Source organism: Pseudoalteromonas sp. 68 DY56-GL68 (assembly GCF_041414825.1).
Classification (GTDB): domain Bacteria; phylum Pseudomonadota; class Gammaproteobacteria; order Enterobacterales; family Alteromonadaceae; genus Pseudoalteromonas.
In genome coordinates this window covers 348,354-365,541 of the sequence record NZ_JAOCZL010000021.1, presented here as the reverse complement: position 1 = coordinate 365,541, position 17,188 = coordinate 348,354, and the positions used below count along the sequence as shown (strand labels likewise).

General features: G+C 40.5%; 15 protein-coding genes and 1 pseudogene. 10 read left to right on the top strand and 6 right to left on the bottom strand.

What is annotated here, in order from left to right; all coding sequences use genetic code 11:
• The first annotated feature begins 1 nt into the window (after position 1).
• The 9 genes from gyrA (at position 2) to pyrF (ending at position 10,246) form a co-directional block, all read left to right on the top strand.
• The gene (gene gyrA / locus NYF15_RS16120; RefSeq protein WP_130149811.1) at positions 2 to 2,698 is read left to right on the top strand and encodes a DNA topoisomerase (ATP-hydrolyzing) subunit A; all 2,697 of its coding nucleotides are present in this window, start codon (positions 2 to 4) and stop codon (positions 2,696 to 2,698) included.
• 69 nt (positions 2,699 to 2,767) lie between these two features.
• Positions 2,768 to 3,856: a 3-phosphoserine/phosphohydroxythreonine transaminase gene (serC, locus tag NYF15_RS16115; protein WP_371354106.1), complete on the top strand. Its 1,089-nt coding sequence runs from the start codon at positions 2,768 to 2,770 to the stop codon at positions 3,854 to 3,856.
• A 2-nt stretch (positions 3,857 to 3,858) separates the two neighbouring features.
• Positions 3,859 to 5,139: a 3-phosphoshikimate 1-carboxyvinyltransferase gene (aroA, locus tag NYF15_RS16110; protein WP_371354105.1), complete on the top strand. Its 1,281-nt coding sequence runs from the start codon at positions 3,859 to 3,861 to the stop codon at positions 5,137 to 5,139.
• A 104-nt stretch (positions 5,140 to 5,243) separates the two neighbouring features.
• Positions 5,244 to 5,957, top strand: coding sequence for a (d)CMP kinase (gene cmk / locus NYF15_RS16105; RefSeq protein WP_371354104.1), 714 nt, complete (start codon positions 5,244 to 5,246; stop codon positions 5,955 to 5,957).
• A gap of 93 nt (positions 5,958 to 6,050) precedes the next feature.
• Positions 6,051 to 7,718: a 30S ribosomal protein S1 gene (gene rpsA, locus NYF15_RS16100; protein ID WP_062569026.1), complete on the top strand. Its 1,668-nt coding sequence runs from the start codon at positions 6,051 to 6,053 to the stop codon at positions 7,716 to 7,718.
• A 62-nt stretch (positions 7,719 to 7,780) separates the two neighbouring features.
• Positions 7,781 to 8,068 (top strand): integration host factor subunit beta, encoded by a 288-nt coding sequence (gene ihfB / locus NYF15_RS16095; RefSeq protein WP_062569027.1) that lies wholly within the window; start codon positions 7,781 to 7,783, stop codon positions 8,066 to 8,068.
• A gap of 20 nt (positions 8,069 to 8,088) precedes the next feature.
• Positions 8,089 to 8,370 carry a lipopolysaccharide assembly protein LapA domain-containing protein gene (locus NYF15_RS16090; protein WP_062569028.1) on the top strand — a complete coding sequence of 94 codons (282 nt, stop codon included), beginning with the start codon at positions 8,089 to 8,091 and terminating at the stop codon, positions 8,368 to 8,370.
• A 2-nt stretch (positions 8,371 to 8,372) separates the two neighbouring features.
• On the top strand, positions 8,373 to 9,509 hold the full coding sequence (gene lapB, locus NYF15_RS16085) for a lipopolysaccharide assembly protein LapB (protein ID WP_371354103.1): 1,137 nt from the start codon (positions 8,373 to 8,375) through the stop codon (positions 9,507 to 9,509).
• Between the two features lie 32 nt (positions 9,510 to 9,541).
• Positions 9,542 to 10,246 carry an orotidine-5'-phosphate decarboxylase gene (gene pyrF, locus NYF15_RS16080; RefSeq protein ID WP_130149816.1) on the top strand — a complete coding sequence of 235 codons (705 nt, stop codon included), beginning with the start codon at positions 9,542 to 9,544 and terminating at the stop codon, positions 10,244 to 10,246.
• A gap of 267 nt (positions 10,247 to 10,513) precedes the next feature.
• Here pyrF and NYF15_RS16075 read toward each other — a convergent pair whose 3' ends face one another.
• From NYF15_RS16075 to NYF15_RS16050, 6 genes and pseudogenes are all read right to left on the bottom strand, one after another.
• The gene (locus NYF15_RS16075) at positions 10,514 to 10,936 is read right to left on the bottom strand and encodes a hypothetical protein (RefSeq protein ID WP_371354102.1); all 423 of its coding nucleotides are present in this window, start codon (positions 10,934 to 10,936) and stop codon (positions 10,514 to 10,516) included.
• A 389-nt stretch (positions 10,937 to 11,325) separates the two neighbouring features.
• Complete coding sequence (locus tag NYF15_RS16070; protein WP_371354101.1) at positions 11,326 to 11,574, bottom strand: hypothetical protein; 249 nt, start codon at positions 11,572 to 11,574, stop codon at positions 11,326 to 11,328.
• A gap of 113 nt (positions 11,575 to 11,687) precedes the next feature.
• Positions 11,688 to 12,175 (bottom strand): annotated as a pseudogene (locus NYF15_RS16065) (hypothetical protein).
• Positions 12,176 to 12,279: 104 nt separating this feature from the next.
• Positions 12,280 to 12,765, bottom strand: a complete 486-nt coding sequence (locus NYF15_RS16060) for a hypothetical protein (RefSeq protein ID WP_371354100.1) — start codon at positions 12,763 to 12,765, stop codon at positions 12,280 to 12,282.
• An 839-nt stretch (positions 12,766 to 13,604) separates the two neighbouring features.
• Positions 13,605 to 14,435 carry a S1 RNA-binding domain-containing protein gene (locus tag NYF15_RS16055; RefSeq protein ID WP_371354099.1) on the bottom strand — a complete coding sequence of 277 codons (831 nt, stop codon included), beginning with the start codon at positions 14,433 to 14,435 and terminating at the stop codon, positions 13,605 to 13,607.
• A gap of 2 nt (positions 14,436 to 14,437) precedes the next feature.
• Positions 14,438 to 15,763, bottom strand: a complete 1,326-nt coding sequence (locus NYF15_RS16050; protein WP_371354219.1) for a DEAD/DEAH box helicase — start codon at positions 15,761 to 15,763, stop codon at positions 14,438 to 14,440.
• A 199-nt stretch (positions 15,764 to 15,962) separates the two neighbouring features.
• Here NYF15_RS16050 and NYF15_RS16045 point away from each other — a divergent pair, with 199 nt between their 5' ends.
• Positions 15,963 to 16,970, top strand: coding sequence for a rhodanese-related sulfurtransferase (locus tag NYF15_RS16045; RefSeq protein ID WP_371354098.1), 1,008 nt, complete (start codon positions 15,963 to 15,965; stop codon positions 16,968 to 16,970).
• Positions 16,971 to 17,188: the final 218 nt, after the last annotated feature.

Here is a 17,188-nt window from a genome sequence, read left to right as displayed (position 1 = left end):
AATGACTGATCTCGCCAATGAAATTCTGCCAGTCAATATTGAAGATGAATTAAAAAATTCCTACCTTGATTATGCGATGAGTGTAATCGTAGGACGTGCATTGCCAGACGTACGTGACGGCTTAAAGCCAGTTCACCGCCGTGTTTTATTCGCAATGAACGAACTCAATAATGATTGGAATAAACCTTACAAGAAATCAGCACGTGTTGTTGGTGATGTAATCGGTAAGTACCACCCACATGGCGACAGCGCGGTATATGACACCATCGTTCGTATGGCGCAGCCTTTCTCATTACGCTATATGCTTGTTGACGGCCAAGGTAACTTTGGTTCTGTTGATGGTGACTCTGCGGCAGCAATGCGTTATACGGAAGTCCGTATGGCGAAAATGTCACATGAATTATTAGCTGACTTAGAAAAAGAAACGGTTGATTACGTACCTAACTACGACGGTACTGAGCAAATTCCTGACGTATTACCTACAAAAGTACCTAACTTATTAGTGAACGGTTCTTCAGGTATCGCGGTTGGTATGGCAACAAACATTCCGCCTCATAACTTAACAGAAGTTATCAATGGTTGTTTAGCGCTTATTCAAAACCCTGATATGTCAATTGCTGACCTTATTGAATATATCCCAGGTCCTGATTTCCCGACTGCGGCGATTATCAATGGTAAAAAAGGCATTGAGCAAGCGTACTTAACCGGTCGTGGTAAAGTATATATCCGTGCTCGTGCTGAAATCGAAGTTGACGAAAAAACCGGTCGTGAAACAATCATCGTTCACGAAATCCCTTATCAAGTTAACAAAGCGCGTCTTATCGAAAAGATCGCTGAGCTTGTTAAAGATAAGAAGATTGAAGGTATTAGCGCACTACGTGATGAATCAGATAAAGACGGTATGCGTATCGTTATCGAAATCAAACGTGGTGATGTTGGTGAAGTAATCTTAAACAACCTTTATGCACAAACTCAGTTACAAACTGTGTTTGGTATGAACATGGTTGCACTAGATAACAACCAACCTAAGTGCTTTAACCTTAAAGAAATGCTTGAAGCGTTTATCGTACACCGCCGTGAAGTTGTTACACGTCGTACCGTATTTGATTTACGTAAAGCCCGTGATCGTGCTCACACGCTTGAAGGCTTAGCGATTGCTCTTGCGAATATCGATCCGATTATCGAACTGATTCGTAAGTCACCAACACCAGCAGAAGCAAAAGCTGCATTAACAGCACGTTCTTGGGAGTTGGGTACTGTTAAAGCAATGCTTGAAAAAGCAGGTGAAGATAACGTTGCACGTCCTGATTGGTTAGCTGATGATTTAGGTATCCGTGACGGTCAATACTATTTATCTGAGCAACAAGCACAAGCAATTCTAGACCTACGTTTACACAAGCTAACGGGTCTTGAGCATGAGAAGATCTTAGACGAGTACCAAACACTCCTTGATCTAATTGCCGAGCTTTTACACATTCTTTCAAGCCCAGAGCGCTTAATGGAAGTTATCCGCGATGAGCTAGTAGAAATTAAAGAGCAATATGGTGACGAACGTCGTACTGAAATCAGTGCAGCAGCTCACGATATTAGCCTTGAAGACCTAATTAATGAAGAAGACGTGGTAGTAACGCTTTCTCACGAAGGTTATGTTAAGTATCAACCATTATCTGACTACGAAGCACAGCGTCGTGGTGGTAAAGGTAAGTCAGCAACGAAGATGAAAGATGAAGACTTCATTGAACGTCTATTAGTTGCTAACACACACGATACAATTCTGTGTTTCTCAACGGCAGGTCGCTTGTATTGGCTTAAAGTATATCAGTTACCACTTGCAAGCCGTGCAGCGCGTGGTAAGCCAATTGTTAACTTATTACCACTTGAAGCTGATGAACGTATTACTGCTATCTTACCGGTACGTGAGTACGAAGAAGATAAATACATCTTCATGGCGACTGCATTTGGTACAGTTAAGAAAACACCACTTACAGCATACAGCCGTCAACGTGCGAGCGGTATCATCGCTGTGAACCTAAATGAAGGCGATAGCCTAATTGGTGTTGATATCACTGATGGCACGAATGAAATCATGCTATTCACTGATGCGGGTAAAGTTGTTCGCTTTAAAGAAGCGGAAGAATCAGCTGTCGTTGATGAAAACGGTAACCCAGTTCTAGACGAAAACGGTAACCCAGAAATCCGCTTCAAAGGTGTACGTCCAATGGGTCGTACAGCAACAGGTGTTCGTGGTATCAAGATGGCAGACGATCAACGCGTTGTGTCGTTAATCGTACCTAAGTCAGATGGTGCAATCCTCACTGTGACAGAAAACGGTTATGGTAAGCGTACTGCACTTGAAGATTACCCATCTAAGAGCCGTGCAACACAAGGTGTTGTATCAATCAAAGTAAGCGAGCGTAATGGCGCTGTGGTTGGTGCAGTACAAGTTGACGACAACGACGAAATCATGATTATCTCGAATCGCGGTACCTTAGTACGTACCCGTGTAAACGAGGTTTCTACGGTTGGTCGTAATACTCAGGGCGTTATTTTGATACGAACTATTGACGAAGAGCAAGTAGTTGGTTTACAACGTATCGAAGAAATCGAAGTTGATGAGCTTGAAGCCATCGAAGGCGAGGCCGTTGAAGTAGTCGATACAAATCCTGAAGAAACGGGTGATAACCCACCTTCAGAATAACATTGATTTAAAAAGCGGCTTCGGCCGCTTTTTTTATTAGCACTATAATTACTGGAATGAGGCAAAGTAATGACTAAATATAATTTTTGTGCAGGACCGGCAATGCTGCCGCCAGCAGTTATGCAAAAAGCACAAAAAGAATTTATAGATTGGCAAGGTTTAGGTGTATCTGTGATGGAAATCAGCCATCGCAGTAGTGATTTCATAGAGCTCACTGCTAAATGTGAAGCTAGCCTGCGTCGTTTAATGAATATTAGCGATGAATTTGAAGTGTTATTTATGCACGGCGGTGGTCGTGGTCAATTCAGCGCAGTTCCGCTTAACCTTCACCTTAATGATAAAACCGCTGTTTATTGTGAAAACGGTGTGTGGTCAAAAGGCGCGACACAAGAAGCCGCAAAATTCACTGCCGTTGAAAGTATCAATGTGCGTGATGATGAGCAGCAAAATGGTCAGTTTTCTATTAAACCAGCGAGCAGCTGGGAATTACCTGCGGATGCGTCGTACATTCACTATTGTCCAAATGAAACCGTAGATGGTATTGAAATTTTTGATGTGCCTTCACATCCGTCAGCTCCCATTGTGGCTGACATGTCTTCGACTATTTTATCGCGCGAAATTGATGTGAATCAGTTTGATCTTATTTACGCTGGTGCACAAAAGAATATCGGTCCGTCTGGCTTATCGATTGTTATTATCCGCAAAACGTTACTTGAGCGCGAGGGCCTTGCAAAGCCAGGTATTCTTGATTACGCCTTAGAAGCAAAACAAGGCAGCATGTATAACACACCACCTACATTTGCGTGGTACTTAGCGGCTGAAGTTTTTGAGTGGCTCGAAGCCAATGGCGGCGTTAAAGCCATGGAAGAGCAAAATATCGCAAAAGCAGAGCTACTTTACAACTACATTGATAGCTCAGATTTTTACAGCAACAAAGTTGCTAAGCATTGCCGTTCGCGTATGAACGTACCGTTTTGGTTAAACGATGAATCGCTTAATGACAAGTTTATCAGTGAGTCAAAAGAAGCTGGTTTATTAGCTCTTGAAGGCCACCGTATTGTCGGTGGTATGCGTGCAAGTATCTATAACGCGATGCCGCTAGAAGGTGTTCAAGCTTTGGTTAATTTTATGGATAAATTCGCCAAGGAGAACAGCTAATTATGGAACAGCTTCGTCTTGAACCGATTACAAAGGTAAATGGCAGTGTGACACTGCCTGGCTCAAAAAGTTTATCAAACCGTATTTTACTGTTAGCAGCGCTGGCAGAGGGCACCACAGTTGTAGAAAACCTACTTGATAGTGACGACATTCGTCATATGTTAGGTGCACTAAAACTTTTAGGCGTTAATGTATCGCTTAATGAAGATAAAACAGTGGCAACTGTCGAAGGTGTTGCCGGTAAATTTAAAACACCTAGCGAGCCACTATTTTTAGGCAATGCTGGTACGGCTTATCGTCCTCTTACAGCGGTGTTAGCGGCGGTAGAAGGCGAATACCAGCTAGTGGGTGAGCCTCGTATGGAAGAGCGCCCAATCGGCCATTTGGTGGATGCGCTACAAGCACTTGGCGGTGATGTTGAATACCTAAAAAATAAAGATTATCCGCCTCTGGCTATTAAAGGCGGCAAAATCAACGGTGGTAAAGTTGCAATTGATGGCAGCATTTCAAGTCAATTTTTAACTGCATTATTAATGGCAGCCCCGCTATTTAATGGCGACACAGAAATCACTATTAAAGGCACCTTGGTATCAAAACCTTATATCGATATCACCCTTGATGTGATGAAGCGTTTTGGCGTTACTGTGAGCCATGACAATTACGAAACGTTTTACGTTAAAGGCTGTCAACAGTATCAAGCACTTGAACGTATAATGGTTGAAGGGGATGCATCTAGTGCTTCTTACTTCGTTGCGGCTGCTGCAATAGCGGGCGGCGAAATTGAGATCAATGGGGTAGGTGCTGCATCTGTTCAAGGCGATATTGGTTTTGCCAAAGTCATGGAACAAGTTGGCGCTAAAATTGATTGGTACGATGAAAAGCTGGTGGTTCGTAAGGGAGAGCTGAACGCCGTAGATATTGATGCCAATGCAATTCCTGATGCGGCAATGACGCTGGCAACTGTTGCGCTTTTTGCAAAAGGTAAAACGGCCATTCGCAATATCTATAACTGGCGTGTAAAAGAAACAGATCGCTTGCATGCCATGGCCACAGAGCTTCGAAAAGTAGGTGCTGAGGTTGTTGAAGGGGAAGATTTCATCGAAATTACACCACCTAAAACATTTAACGATGTAGCGATTGATACTTACAACGACCACCGCATTGCCATGTGCTTTGCGATGGTGGCAGTTGCTGGTAAGCCAATAACCATTAACGATCCTAAGTGTACATACAAAACTTTTCCAACGTTTTTCAAAGTACTAGAGTCTGTCTCAAGTCAATAAAACAGAAGAAAATATAAAAAGTTACACTCTAAATGCGGATCTATTATCAGAACTGACGTATAATATCGCGGTTTTATTTTGGTGTGCATTGCAGGAGGTTATAAATGCAGGCGTTATCAATGCCCGTTATCACCATAGATGGCCCAAGTGGTTCAGGTAAAGGAACTGTTTGCCGCTTGTTAGCCGAGAAATTAGGTTGGGATGTATTAGACAGCGGCGCGATTTATCGTGTGTTGTCACTTGCGGCACTCCATCATCAAATTGAATTAGACAATGAAGAAGGTCTTGTTCCTCTTGCTGCAAATTTAGATGTGCAATTTTTGGTTGATAGCCAAGCACACACATCGAAAATTATTTTGGAAGGCGAGGATGTCACAACCACAATTAGAAACGAAGAAGTAGGGGCTGCTGCCTCAAAAGTAGCAGCACTGCCGCGAGTTAGAGAAGCATTGTTACGCCGCCAGCGAGCATTTAGAACTGAAAATGGTTTAATTGCTGATGGTCGTGATATGGGAACGGTCGTGTTCCCTGATGCACCACTGAAAATATATTTGACAGCTTCTGCTGAGGAGCGCGCGCGTCGACGTTTTGCAGAGTTGAACGAACGTGGTCTAGATGTTACACTAAGTGGTCTACTTGAGGATATAAAGGCCCGTGATCATCGCGATATGAATCGTGAAATTGCGCCGCTTATACCTGCAGATGACGCGATTGAAATCGACACAAGTGATTTTAATGCAATGCAAGTGTTTGATAAAGTTGTAACTTTGTTAGATGAAGCAGTACTTGCAGGTAAGCTTCCTAAAGCTAAAAAGTAAATTTTTTAAGGTGCCGGCAGGAGGCCAGTGCTATTTTAACAACCCCATGCAGCATGGTTGCTAATTGGTTATTTAATTATTTAGAGACGTATAATGTCAGAAAATTTTGCGCAGTTATTTGAAGAAAGCCTAAAGGGTTTTGAAGCAGAGCAAGGCTCTATCGTTAAAGGTACAGTTATCTCAATCGAGAACAACATCGTACTTGTTGATGCTGGTCTTAAATCTGAGAGTGCAATCCCTGCTGAGCAATTCAAAAATGCTGCTGGTGAACTAGAAGTTGCTGTTGGCGACGAAGTAGATGTTGCACTAGATGCAATCGAAGACGGTTTCGGTGAAACTATCCTTTCTCGTGAGAAAGCGAAGCGTCACGAAGCGTGGATCCGTCTTGAGAAAGCGTGTGAAGAGCAAGAAACTGTTACTGGTGTTATCAACGGTAAAGTTAAAGGCGGTTTCACTGTTGAAGTTGATTCAATCCGTGCTTTCCTACCTGGTTCACTTGTTGATGTTCGTCCAGTACGTGACACAACTCACCTTGAAGGTAAAGAGCTTGAGTTCAAAGTAATCAAGCTTGACCAAAAGCGTAACAACGTAGTTGTTTCTCGCCGTGCAGTTATCGAATCAGAAAACTCACAAGAGCGTGAAGAACTTCTTGCTAACCTTGTTGAAGGTCAAGAAGTTAAAGGTATCGTTAAGAACCTTACTGACTACGGTGCGTTCGTTGACCTTGGTGGTGTTGACGGTCTACTACACATCACAGACATGGCGTGGAAGCGTGTTAAGCACCCTTCAGAAATCGTTAATGTTGGCGACGAAATCGCAGTTAAAGTTCTTAAATTCGACAAAGAGAAAACTCGTGTATCTCTAGGCCTTAAACAGCTTGGCGAAGATCCATGGGCAGCTATCGCTGGTCGTTACCCAGAAGGTTCTAAGCTTTCTGGTCGTGTAACTAACCTTACTGACTACGGTTGTTTCGTTGAAATCGAAGAAGGCGTAGAAGGTCTAGTACACGTTTCTGAAATGGATTGGACTAACAAGAACATCCACCCTTCAAAAGTTGTTTCACTAGGTGACACTGTTGAAGTTATGGTTCTTGAAATCGACGAAGAGCGTCGTCGTATTTCTCTTGGTCTTAAGCAATGTATTGCTAACCCATGGCAAGAATTTGCTCGTCTACAAAACAAAGGCGACCAAGTTACTGGTAAGATCAAATCAATCACTGACTTCGGTATCTTCATCGGTCTTGAAGGCGGTATTGACGGTCTTGTTCACCTTTCAGACATTTCTTGGAACACGCCAGGCGAAGAAGCTGTACGTGAATTCAAGAAAGGCGACGAAATCACTGCTATCGTATTGCAAGTTGACCCAGAGCGTGAGCGTATCTCTCTAGGCGTTAAGCAAATCGAAGCTGACCCTTTCAATAACTACCTGGACGCAAACAAAAAAGGTGCTATTGTTAAAGGTAAAGTGACTGAAGTTGATGCGAAAGGCGCAACTGTTGAGCTAATCGAAGGCGTTGAAGGTTACATCCGTGTAGCTGATATCGCTCAAGAGCGTGTTGAAGATGCTACAACTGTAGTTTCTGAAGGCGACGAAATCGAAGCGAAATACGTTGGTGTTGATCGTAAGAACCGCACTTTAAGCTTATCAGTTAAAGCTCTTTTCGAAGCAGAAGAGAAAGAAGTACTAGAGAAGCTTAAGAAAGAAGAGCCTGCGTTCGAAAACGCAATGGCTGCAGCATTCAAAAATGCTCAAAAAGACTAATCTATAGTCTTTAATTGGAAGGGCAGTTTTGCCCTTCCTTTATCTCTTTTTAAGGAAACGTTATGACTAAGTCAGAATTGATAGAACAACTAGCTGAACAACACGCACACATCCCAGTGAAAGATGTTGAAAATGCCGTTAAAGAAATTCTTGAACAAATGGCCGGTTCATTATCTAGCTCAGATCGTATTGAGATCCGTGGCTTTGGAAGTTTCTCATTGCATTATCGTTCTCCACGCACAGGTCGTAATCCAAAGACTGGCGAAACAGTTGAGTTAGACGGTAAGCACGTACCACATTTTAAACCAGGTAAAGAATTACGTGATCGCGTAAATGAGAGTATTGCCTAGTTTTATACAGGAGTAGTTACTTGTTTAGGGTATTAAAAATTGTATTAATAGCGCTGTGTTTATTTATTGCGTTTGTACTTGGTTCACAAAATCCACAATTGGTGCAAATCAATTATTTAATTGCCAGTAATACGTTGCCCTTAGCTGTTGTAATAAGTATCTGCTTTGTTTTAGGTGTCGCCATTGGTTGTTTTATAAGCTTTACACTGTTTTCGCAGTTAAAGTGGCAAAATTATCGCTTAAAGAAAAAGTTAGCGCCTGAAAAAAACAATAAAAAGCTTGTTGCTAATAAAGACACCTAACCATGATTGAGCTTCTGTTTTTACTTTTACCCGTTGCAGCCGGTTACGGTTGGATAATGGGTAAAAACAGTGCTAAAAACCAAGCTCATCAGCTTAATAGACAAATCACCTCTGAATATTCTAAAGGCCTTAAATTTCTCTTAGACAGAGAAGAAGATCAAGGCTTAGAACACCTTATTAACCTTCTTGAAGTCGCTGCTGATTCGGTTGAACACTACTCAACACTTGCAACCATGTTCCGCCGCCGTGGCGAGCTTGACCGCGCCATTAAAATTCATGAGCTGTTATTAAAACACCCAAGCCTTGATGAGCAACAAGCTGCTACTAGTCGCCTTGAGCTTGCTGAAGATTATATTATGGCAGGCTTATTAGATGGCGCAGAAGAACACTTAGTTTGGCTTGTAAAGGCAGGAAACAAAGAAGCGTTAGAGCCAATTATTAATCTTTATTCACAAACCCGTGAATGGGAAAAAGGCATTAATATGTACGAGGCACACAGTGATTTGTTCACTAAACCTCAACATATAAAAGCCATTGCCAACTTTTACTGTGAAGCGTCCTTACAAGATAATGATACGCAAATTATGCGTAAAGCCATTAGCTTAAACCACAAAGCTATTCGCCCATTGTATGAGCTTGGCCACAGTGCATTTATTAAAGAAGACTACGTAAAAGCAATCTACTATTGGCGTGAGCTAATTTGTCAATTTACCTTTTTTGCCCCTGTATTTGTTGAACAGCTAGCTATAAGTTACGAAAAGCTTAATTTAACTCATCAATTCCATGAGCTACTCAACGAGTTGCTCGATAAGGGTGGGGTACTTATAAAAATAAAACACTGCCAAGCTTTACTAGAACAAGGTCATATTGATCAAGCAATAAAATTTTTAACGGATAGTTTAAAGCGTCATCCAACTATTCGTGGCTTTAGCTTCTTATTACAGCTACTTGCTAAACAAAATAATGATATTAAAGATGTGCTAGACCAAATTGATAAGCTAGTTACGTCTTATATCGCAACCAAACCTGATTTTCAGTGCCAACACTGTGGCTTTACTAGTCATACCATTTATTGGGTATGTCCATCTTGTAAGCACTGGGAAACAATTGTTCCAAGCCGTGGCATAGACGGTTTTTAATTCATATTAGTCCATTAGTTTTTAGGAAAGTTATGTCTGTCGAAGATTCAAAAAAAGTATTAATTGCCCTTGATTATGATGATCAACAAACAGCTCTTGCGTTTGTAAAGCAATTATCGCCTGATACGTGTCGCCTTAAAGTAGGCAAAGAAATGTTCACGTATTTTGGTCCTAGCTTTGTTAAGGAACTAATCGACTTAGGTTTTGATGTATTTTTAGACCTAAAATTTCACGATATTCCAAACACAGTGGCTAAAGCTGTGACAGCGGCTGCAAAAATGGGTGTATGGATGGTTAACGTGCATGCCTCTGGCGGCGTTGAAATGATGACTAAAGCAAAACACGCTTTAGAACAGTTTGGTGATGATGCTCCATTACTCATTGCAGTAACCGTACTTACTAGTATGGATGCCGCAGAACTTACTCGTTTAGGTGTAGATAAAACGCCAGAAGAGCAAGTAATTTACCTAGCAAACCTTGCCAAAGAATCAGGCCTTGATGGGGTAGTGTGCTCAGCACAAGAAGCGAAAAAGCTAAAAGCAGAACTCGGCGCAGACTTTAAACTGGTTACCCCAGGTATTCGTCCCGCAGGCAGCGATGCAGGTGACCAAAAGCGCATCATGACACCAAAACAAGCCGTTGAAGATGGCAGCGACTATTTAGTTGTAGGCCGTCCAATCACCCAATCGGCAGACCCCGTTGCAACACTAAAAGAAATTAACGACTCACTAAAATAATCCTCGTTATTTTAAAATAGTCTTTAAAGAGCATTGTAAGCGTGATTTATATCGCGCTAAATACAGTGCTCTTTTTGTTTGTGGCAATTTCCCTAGGTTAACTGCATTTGAGAGTCAGTTAATCAAACTCGTTTTTGGACATAAATGAGTCAGAGTATTTATTCGGTAACGCCTTAATAAACGGCGAAAAATAGTAGGCTAAAATAAGCGACGAAGGAGCGCAAGCCTACTGTTTTGCGTCCATTGTTTAATTAACTTGTTAGGTTTTTAGTCACTAAAAATAAACAAATTACTCTTTTTTATTAAAGGTTTAAGCGATTCAACTGTACCATTATTTATATGATAAAGGATATATGTGTAATCCCAAGTTTCAGCTAAAACTACATTTAAAGAAGGAATAATAATAGTCGTGAAGTTCATTTGCCCTCTATCCATATCTTCTGCGTAAGTGGGCAAATATTTATCTAGGTCTTCAAGTTTATTAATGGTCTCGTTTTCTAAATTGACAGCGTACATTTCATATTCTAAATGTAGCAACCTAACTAATTGATTAAACCTTTCCCATTCAGGTTCTGTTACTTCATCTAGTTTGTAACACTCATCTTGACCTAGCCAGCCACTCCATAAGGAAATGAACTCCTGAGAAAACTCTTTTTTTACTTCCCAATCATCAAAATACTCAGAGATCACAGAAACACCTAACAATTTTATAGTGCGCTCGTCGCGCATCTTTGTGCCGATGTTACGCGCATGTATTAATGAATCTATTTTTAACAAATAACGTAATGCATTGCCAACTTTAATATTTTTATTGACACTAAAGGTATTCAGAAAAAGAAAATGCGCTCGTCGCTCATTTTTTTGAATATGGGAACATAATAATAAACTGTATATTAATACAGTTATTTATGTCATCACCAACATAAAAGTTAGTGGATTATCAGATTATGGAGTAGAGCCAATATCATTAGGTGAATCACTATATCTAATAGCTAAAAGGTGATCTATAGAGTAATTACGTTAATTCACTTTGGGGCAAGGGCTTAAGGGCGGAACTGTGCCAACAAGAGACATTTCGTCTACTCCATTTGACTCATTCGATCTGCGGAACCACCGCCTGGTGCAGAGGGCGGTAGCTTTGGTTTATCTTCACTAATTATAAACATCATAATCCCAATAGAAGCGCCATAGGGTATTAACCAAACGATAATAATCTGTGCAACCTTTTGAGCTTTTTCAAATGAGTCTGACCTCAATATCACAATGCTTGCTACTATATTGCAAAGTGCGGCGATTCCAATCGCAATTTCTAAGTAGTAATTTTCCATTTATCACCTCAGTCTTTAGAGTGCCACGAGTGGACGGTAATAACACTGCAGTCAGCAGACAAAGATAACGGGTTAAAATGCTTTGCGAAGCGTAACATAACCCACTGTTTTTTTTATTTAAATGCCTTGTTAAATTCTTTCGCTACATAATTTGGAACATCTATTTTCTTGCCACCTTTCGTAAAATGATCATCAAAAGCGTATGCCATTTTCTCTAAAGGTGCTTCATAATATCCAGAAGTTTGAATTTCAGTTATGTAGCGTTCCATAAATGGTATTGCACCTAAATGCCTCCATTGTGCAACATGGACAAGTTCGTGAAAATGTAAGCGCAAATCCGATGCAAACTGAGGGAGAACATAATAAGTGTTTTTGTCGTAATTCCGTGCACTTCCATATCTATAAAGTCACCCAACCCCGTTTGACGTAACTCAGGAAAGTTAGGCTTGGGGATTGTATCGACAATCACAAAATATGATTGTTGAAGGAACTCTAAAGGATAAAAACCTTTGAATTCACCAAAGAATTTAGAGCAAGAAATCCTTTGTTCTTGGTACTCAATGTTCACCTGATCAATCCACCTTTCAATTTGATGCAACATACGAGAATCCAGAAAAAAGTAACGCCGTAATAAACGGCACAAAATAGCAGGCTAAAATTGGCGACGAAGGAGCACAAGCCTGCTGTTTTGTGTCCTTTGTTTAATTACTTTGTTAGCTGTACGATTTTTATGATTTTGTTTTCTTTAGATATTGTTAAGTAGCTTATTTCTAGGCAATTGCCATTTTTTATAACTTTACCTGGTAACTCTTTTTCATAGAAAAAAGGTGTTCTTGTATAGTTATTATAAGAAAACTCGACCTCTTGCACTTCAAATGTTGCTGTATGTCCCTTAACTTCATCTAGGCGATAATTTTGAATACAGCCTGATACAAGTGAAAACTCACCCGCATCAATCTGACTTTTAACATCGAGATCTTGTTGTAACTCGGAGTAAGTACTAAACAGTGCAATGAAAAAAATCATACCCAAAATTGATAAAAGCCAATTTCGTGAAATTTTAACCGTGCTCAATACAAGATCAGTGATGGCTGGCAGCCTAACAAAAGCCACAAGCAAAAATAAAACAGGTAGCACCCACAAAAAGTAATCGATGCTGGGTTTTAAACTGATTTCAAAATATGGAATCAAATTTCACCTAGTACAGCTAACGCCGCAAATAAACGGCAAAAATTAGTTGGCTAAAATTTGTGAGGCACGAACAAAGCCAACTGATTTTTGTCCGCACTTTTAATTTGCTTTGTTATGTGTACATTAAACCTAACTAATTAAATAACCAAGTAAAACAAGTGCTAAAACAGAGTAGATTAGTACAAGCCGCAACTTATTAAACCTAAACATAAATTCATAGCCACAAACAGGACATGAATTTTTTGTATATTGAGGAGAAACGTATTCTTGTTTAGGAATTACACTACTCTGGCATTTAGGGCATTTCAAACGATAATCACTTATACATTTTGCTGGGAAGTATTAAATTTACTGATGAATTTTCGGTACACATAACAATTTAATAGTGCGCAAATCGCGCATATTTCTACCACGCAACTGCTCACTTTTCTGATTACTACGTTTTTATCAAATTAGCTAACCTTTTGCTAGTTAACAAAATAATTTAAATTGGTAAAGTGGTCTTATGACAAGAATGCGCAAATTGCTCATTTTCTTGAATATAGGGGAAAGTTGTAAATTTTGAATATAAAGACTGTATCAAAAGAAAATTTTCAATCTTCGTTTGAGGCAGAGCTCTAGAGCAGTTACGCTAACTCATTTTGGGGCAGAAGTGAGTTAATCTGGAAAGGCAGTCTATGGAAGAATAGCGACTTTCACTTTTAAATGAAAAATACTCAAAATTGCGATTGAAAATTTATGGCACACGCACGTTAAGGCTATAAAACCAATAAGAATAAAAAAGAGTAAAGCGTTAACTTTACTCTTTCAGATAATTCAATATCTTGTTGACTCGCAACTTACTTCAACCTAATCGACGTTGCTTCAATATCAATCAAACCTTGCTTAAACAAACCACCAATGGCTTTTTTGTAGTTTGCTTTACTGGTTGAGAAAGTCTTTTTAATTGCTTCTGGGTCTGACTTATCACCTAAGTGAAGTACGCCACCTTCGGCTTTTAATTTTGCTAAAATCTTTTCGCCTAGGTCGTTCACTTTGCCCATGCCTGGCTTTTCAAGTAGTACGTCGATTTTACCGTCTTCACGTACTTTTTGAATAAAGCCTTTTAAACGTTGGCCAACAAACAGCTTTTTAAATACCGTGTTGTAGTAAACAACGCCAATGTGGGCTTCGTTCACGAGTACTTTGTAGCCTAGGTCTGTTTTACCGGCAACGATTAAGTCAACTTCTTCCATTACAGAGTAAGTTGGTTCATCTTTCGATAAAAACTTATTAAAGTTGCTCGATGCACAAATACGTTGGCTGGCGTTATCTAGGTATAAGCGTACAAGGTAAGAAAAGCCGTCTTTCATTTTTGGCTTTTGTTCGTTGTATGGCGCAAGTACGTCTTTTTCGAGACCCCAATCCATAAACGCACCAGTGCTGTTGATTGCTTTAACACGTAGTAGGGCATATTCCCCTACTTCTGCTAATGGTTTTTTTGTGGTGCCAGTTGGGTGACCTGCATGATCTAAGTAAATGAATACCTGAACGCTGTCGCCAGCTTCTAGTTCGTAATCAATTTCTTTGCTTGGTAAGAATACTTCGCCTAAATCACGGCCATCTAAATAAGCACCTTCGTTAGACATTTCGTTAACGAAAAGGGTTTGTGTGGTTCCTAAAATACTCATTGTTATTCCTGTTCTGGCTTTTTCTTACGGCGCATTGGAGCAAAACCATCTACATCAATTGGTGCTTGAATAGGGGCTTTAGGCTTTTTAGGGGCTGCTTTGCGTTTTGGTTTTGCAGGTTTAGCAGCCACTTTTTTCTCTGCTTTTTTCCAAATTGTGTTTGGTTTTTTCTCACGCAGACCTTTAAATTTACCAACAAGGCCGTCAACGGTGAAAAAGCTTAATTCATCATTTAAAAATGCTTTAATTGCTTTGTAGCTAGGCCAATCTTTCGGGCCTACTAACGAAATAGCAGTTCCTTTAAAGCCTGCGCGACCAGTACGACCAATACGGTGCACATACTCTTCAGCATGTTTTGGTAGGTCAAAGTTAATAACGTGAGTCACGCTTAATAAATCAAGACCACGTGATGCAACATCGGTGGTAATTAAGATTTTAAAGTTTTCACGGCTAAAGGCATCCATGATTTCAAGGCGCTTAGCCTGTGTTAAGTCACCCGCAAGCGCTTGTGCTTTAAAGCCTTTATCGTTTAACAATTGGCTTAAACGCTGGGTGTCAGCTCGTGTTGCAGTGAAAATAATGCATTGGCCAACATTATCTTGTTTTACAAAGTGCTCAAGTAGGGCTTCTTTGTGATCTAGATGATCAGCTAAATAAAGCTGCTGGGTAATGTCACTATGTTGCTCGTTAGAGGCACTTAACAATATTTGTTTTGGTGAACGTAATAAGTTACGCGACAAAGCATCAACTTGTGCATGGTCAAGGGTTGCTGAAAACAATAACGTTTGGCGTAAACGGTGATCAGCAAGCTCGTTGATCATTTTAACTTGATCGGTAAAACCTAAATCTAGAATACGATCAGCTTCATCAAAAATTAACAGCTCTAACCCTGAAAGCTGTAATGAGCGTTGACTCAAATGGTCAGCTAAACGCCCCGGTGTGCCCACCACAAAATGTGGGTCTTTACGAAGCGCTTTAATTTGGTCATTAAAGTTTTCACCACCCAGTACTTTTACGGCACTAATGTTTGTACCAGCAATTAATAGTCTTAATTGGCTGTATACTTGGGTTGCTAATTCGCGTGTAGGCGCAACGATCAAAACGCGAGGGTCGCGTTTACTGAGTGCTTTTTGTTTCATTACACGCTGTACAGCAGGTAATAAAAACGCCAGCGTTTTGCCCGATCCTGTTTTTGACTGTGCAAAAATATCATGGCCTGCGATAGCTGTTGGTACCGCGTGAGCTTGAATGTCAGTGGGCTGGGTGATGCCTTGATGCGCAAGTTGTTTTTCGAGGCGTGTATCAATCCCAAGTTCAGTAAAATGCAATGCGTAATCTCCGATGAGCAAAATTTGTAAATCCTGTTCATTATAACGCACTTGCCTCACTTGGAGACAGTAAAAACACAGCTATTTCGCATCAGTTTTTGCAATTATCGCTAATTCGCGTAAAATACGCGCCCTCAATGCGCCGGATTTGCGATTCGGTTAACGCCCCACATGGGCATTTAAAGCAAAAGGTAAAACCATGACTGCTGTTCATAAAGACAATGTAACGAGCGAGCACTTTGTTGTTTGCGCACTTTACAAATTTGTAGCCCTTCCTGATTTTGAAGCGATTCGCCAACCACTACTTAAAGTAATGGAAGACAATGAAGTACGCGGTACTTTGTTACTTGCAGCTGAAGGTATCAATGGTACTGTTTCTGCTAAACGTGAAGGTATCGATAACCTACTTGCATGGTTAGATGCACAACCAAACCTAGATAACATTGTGACTAAAGAGTCATACGATGACGAATGTCCGTTCTACCGTACTAAGGTAAAACTGAAAAAAGAAATCGTCACTATGGGGGTTGAAGGTATCGACCCACGTGAAGTAGTGGGTACATACGTAAAACCAGCGGATTGGAATGCGTTAATTTCAGATCCTGAAGTGATTCTTATCGATACGCGTAACGATTACGAAATCGAGATCGGTACTTTCCAAAATGCGGTTGATCCAAATACTAAAACATTCCGTGAATTCCCAGCGTGGGCGAAAGAAAACCTAGACCCAGAAAAGCACAAGAAAGTCGCTATGTTCTGTACTGGTGGTATTCGTTGTGAAAAATCAACTGCGTACATGAAAGAGCAAGGCTTTGACGAAGTTTTCCACCTTGAAGGCGGTATTCTTAAGTACTTAGAAGAAGTACCAAAGGAAGAAACCATGTGGGAAGGTGAGTGTTTTGTTTTCGATAACCGTGTTGCGGTAAATCACGATTTACAAAAAGGTTCTTACGACCAATGTCACGCGTGTCGTATGCCGATCACTGAAGAAGAAAAGCAAAAGCCTGAATACATGGAAGGTGTTTCGTGTCATCACTGTCACGACAGCCTAACAGAAGAACAACGTGGCCGTTTTGCTGAGCGTCAAAAGCAAATCGAATTAGCACAAGCGCGTGGCGAAGGTCACATCGGTAACGAAGCGCAAGAAGTTCTTCGTAAGCGTAAAGAAGCTAAAAAAGCGCAAAAAGAAGCACAGCGCCAACAGTAATTCTTAGCTCTATGAATTGATAGAAACCCCAGCATTGTCTGGGGTTTTTTGCGTTTAATTATAGTGAAAACTTTAATGTCGTTCCTTAATGATGTACATTAGCGCCGCTTTTGATAAATTTTATACAACCAACTAATTTTTAAATATTTTATACAGAGCTTTAAATTGGCTAAATATAGCGATTAGCCTGCCTTGCTATTTAAGAATGTTGGAACAAA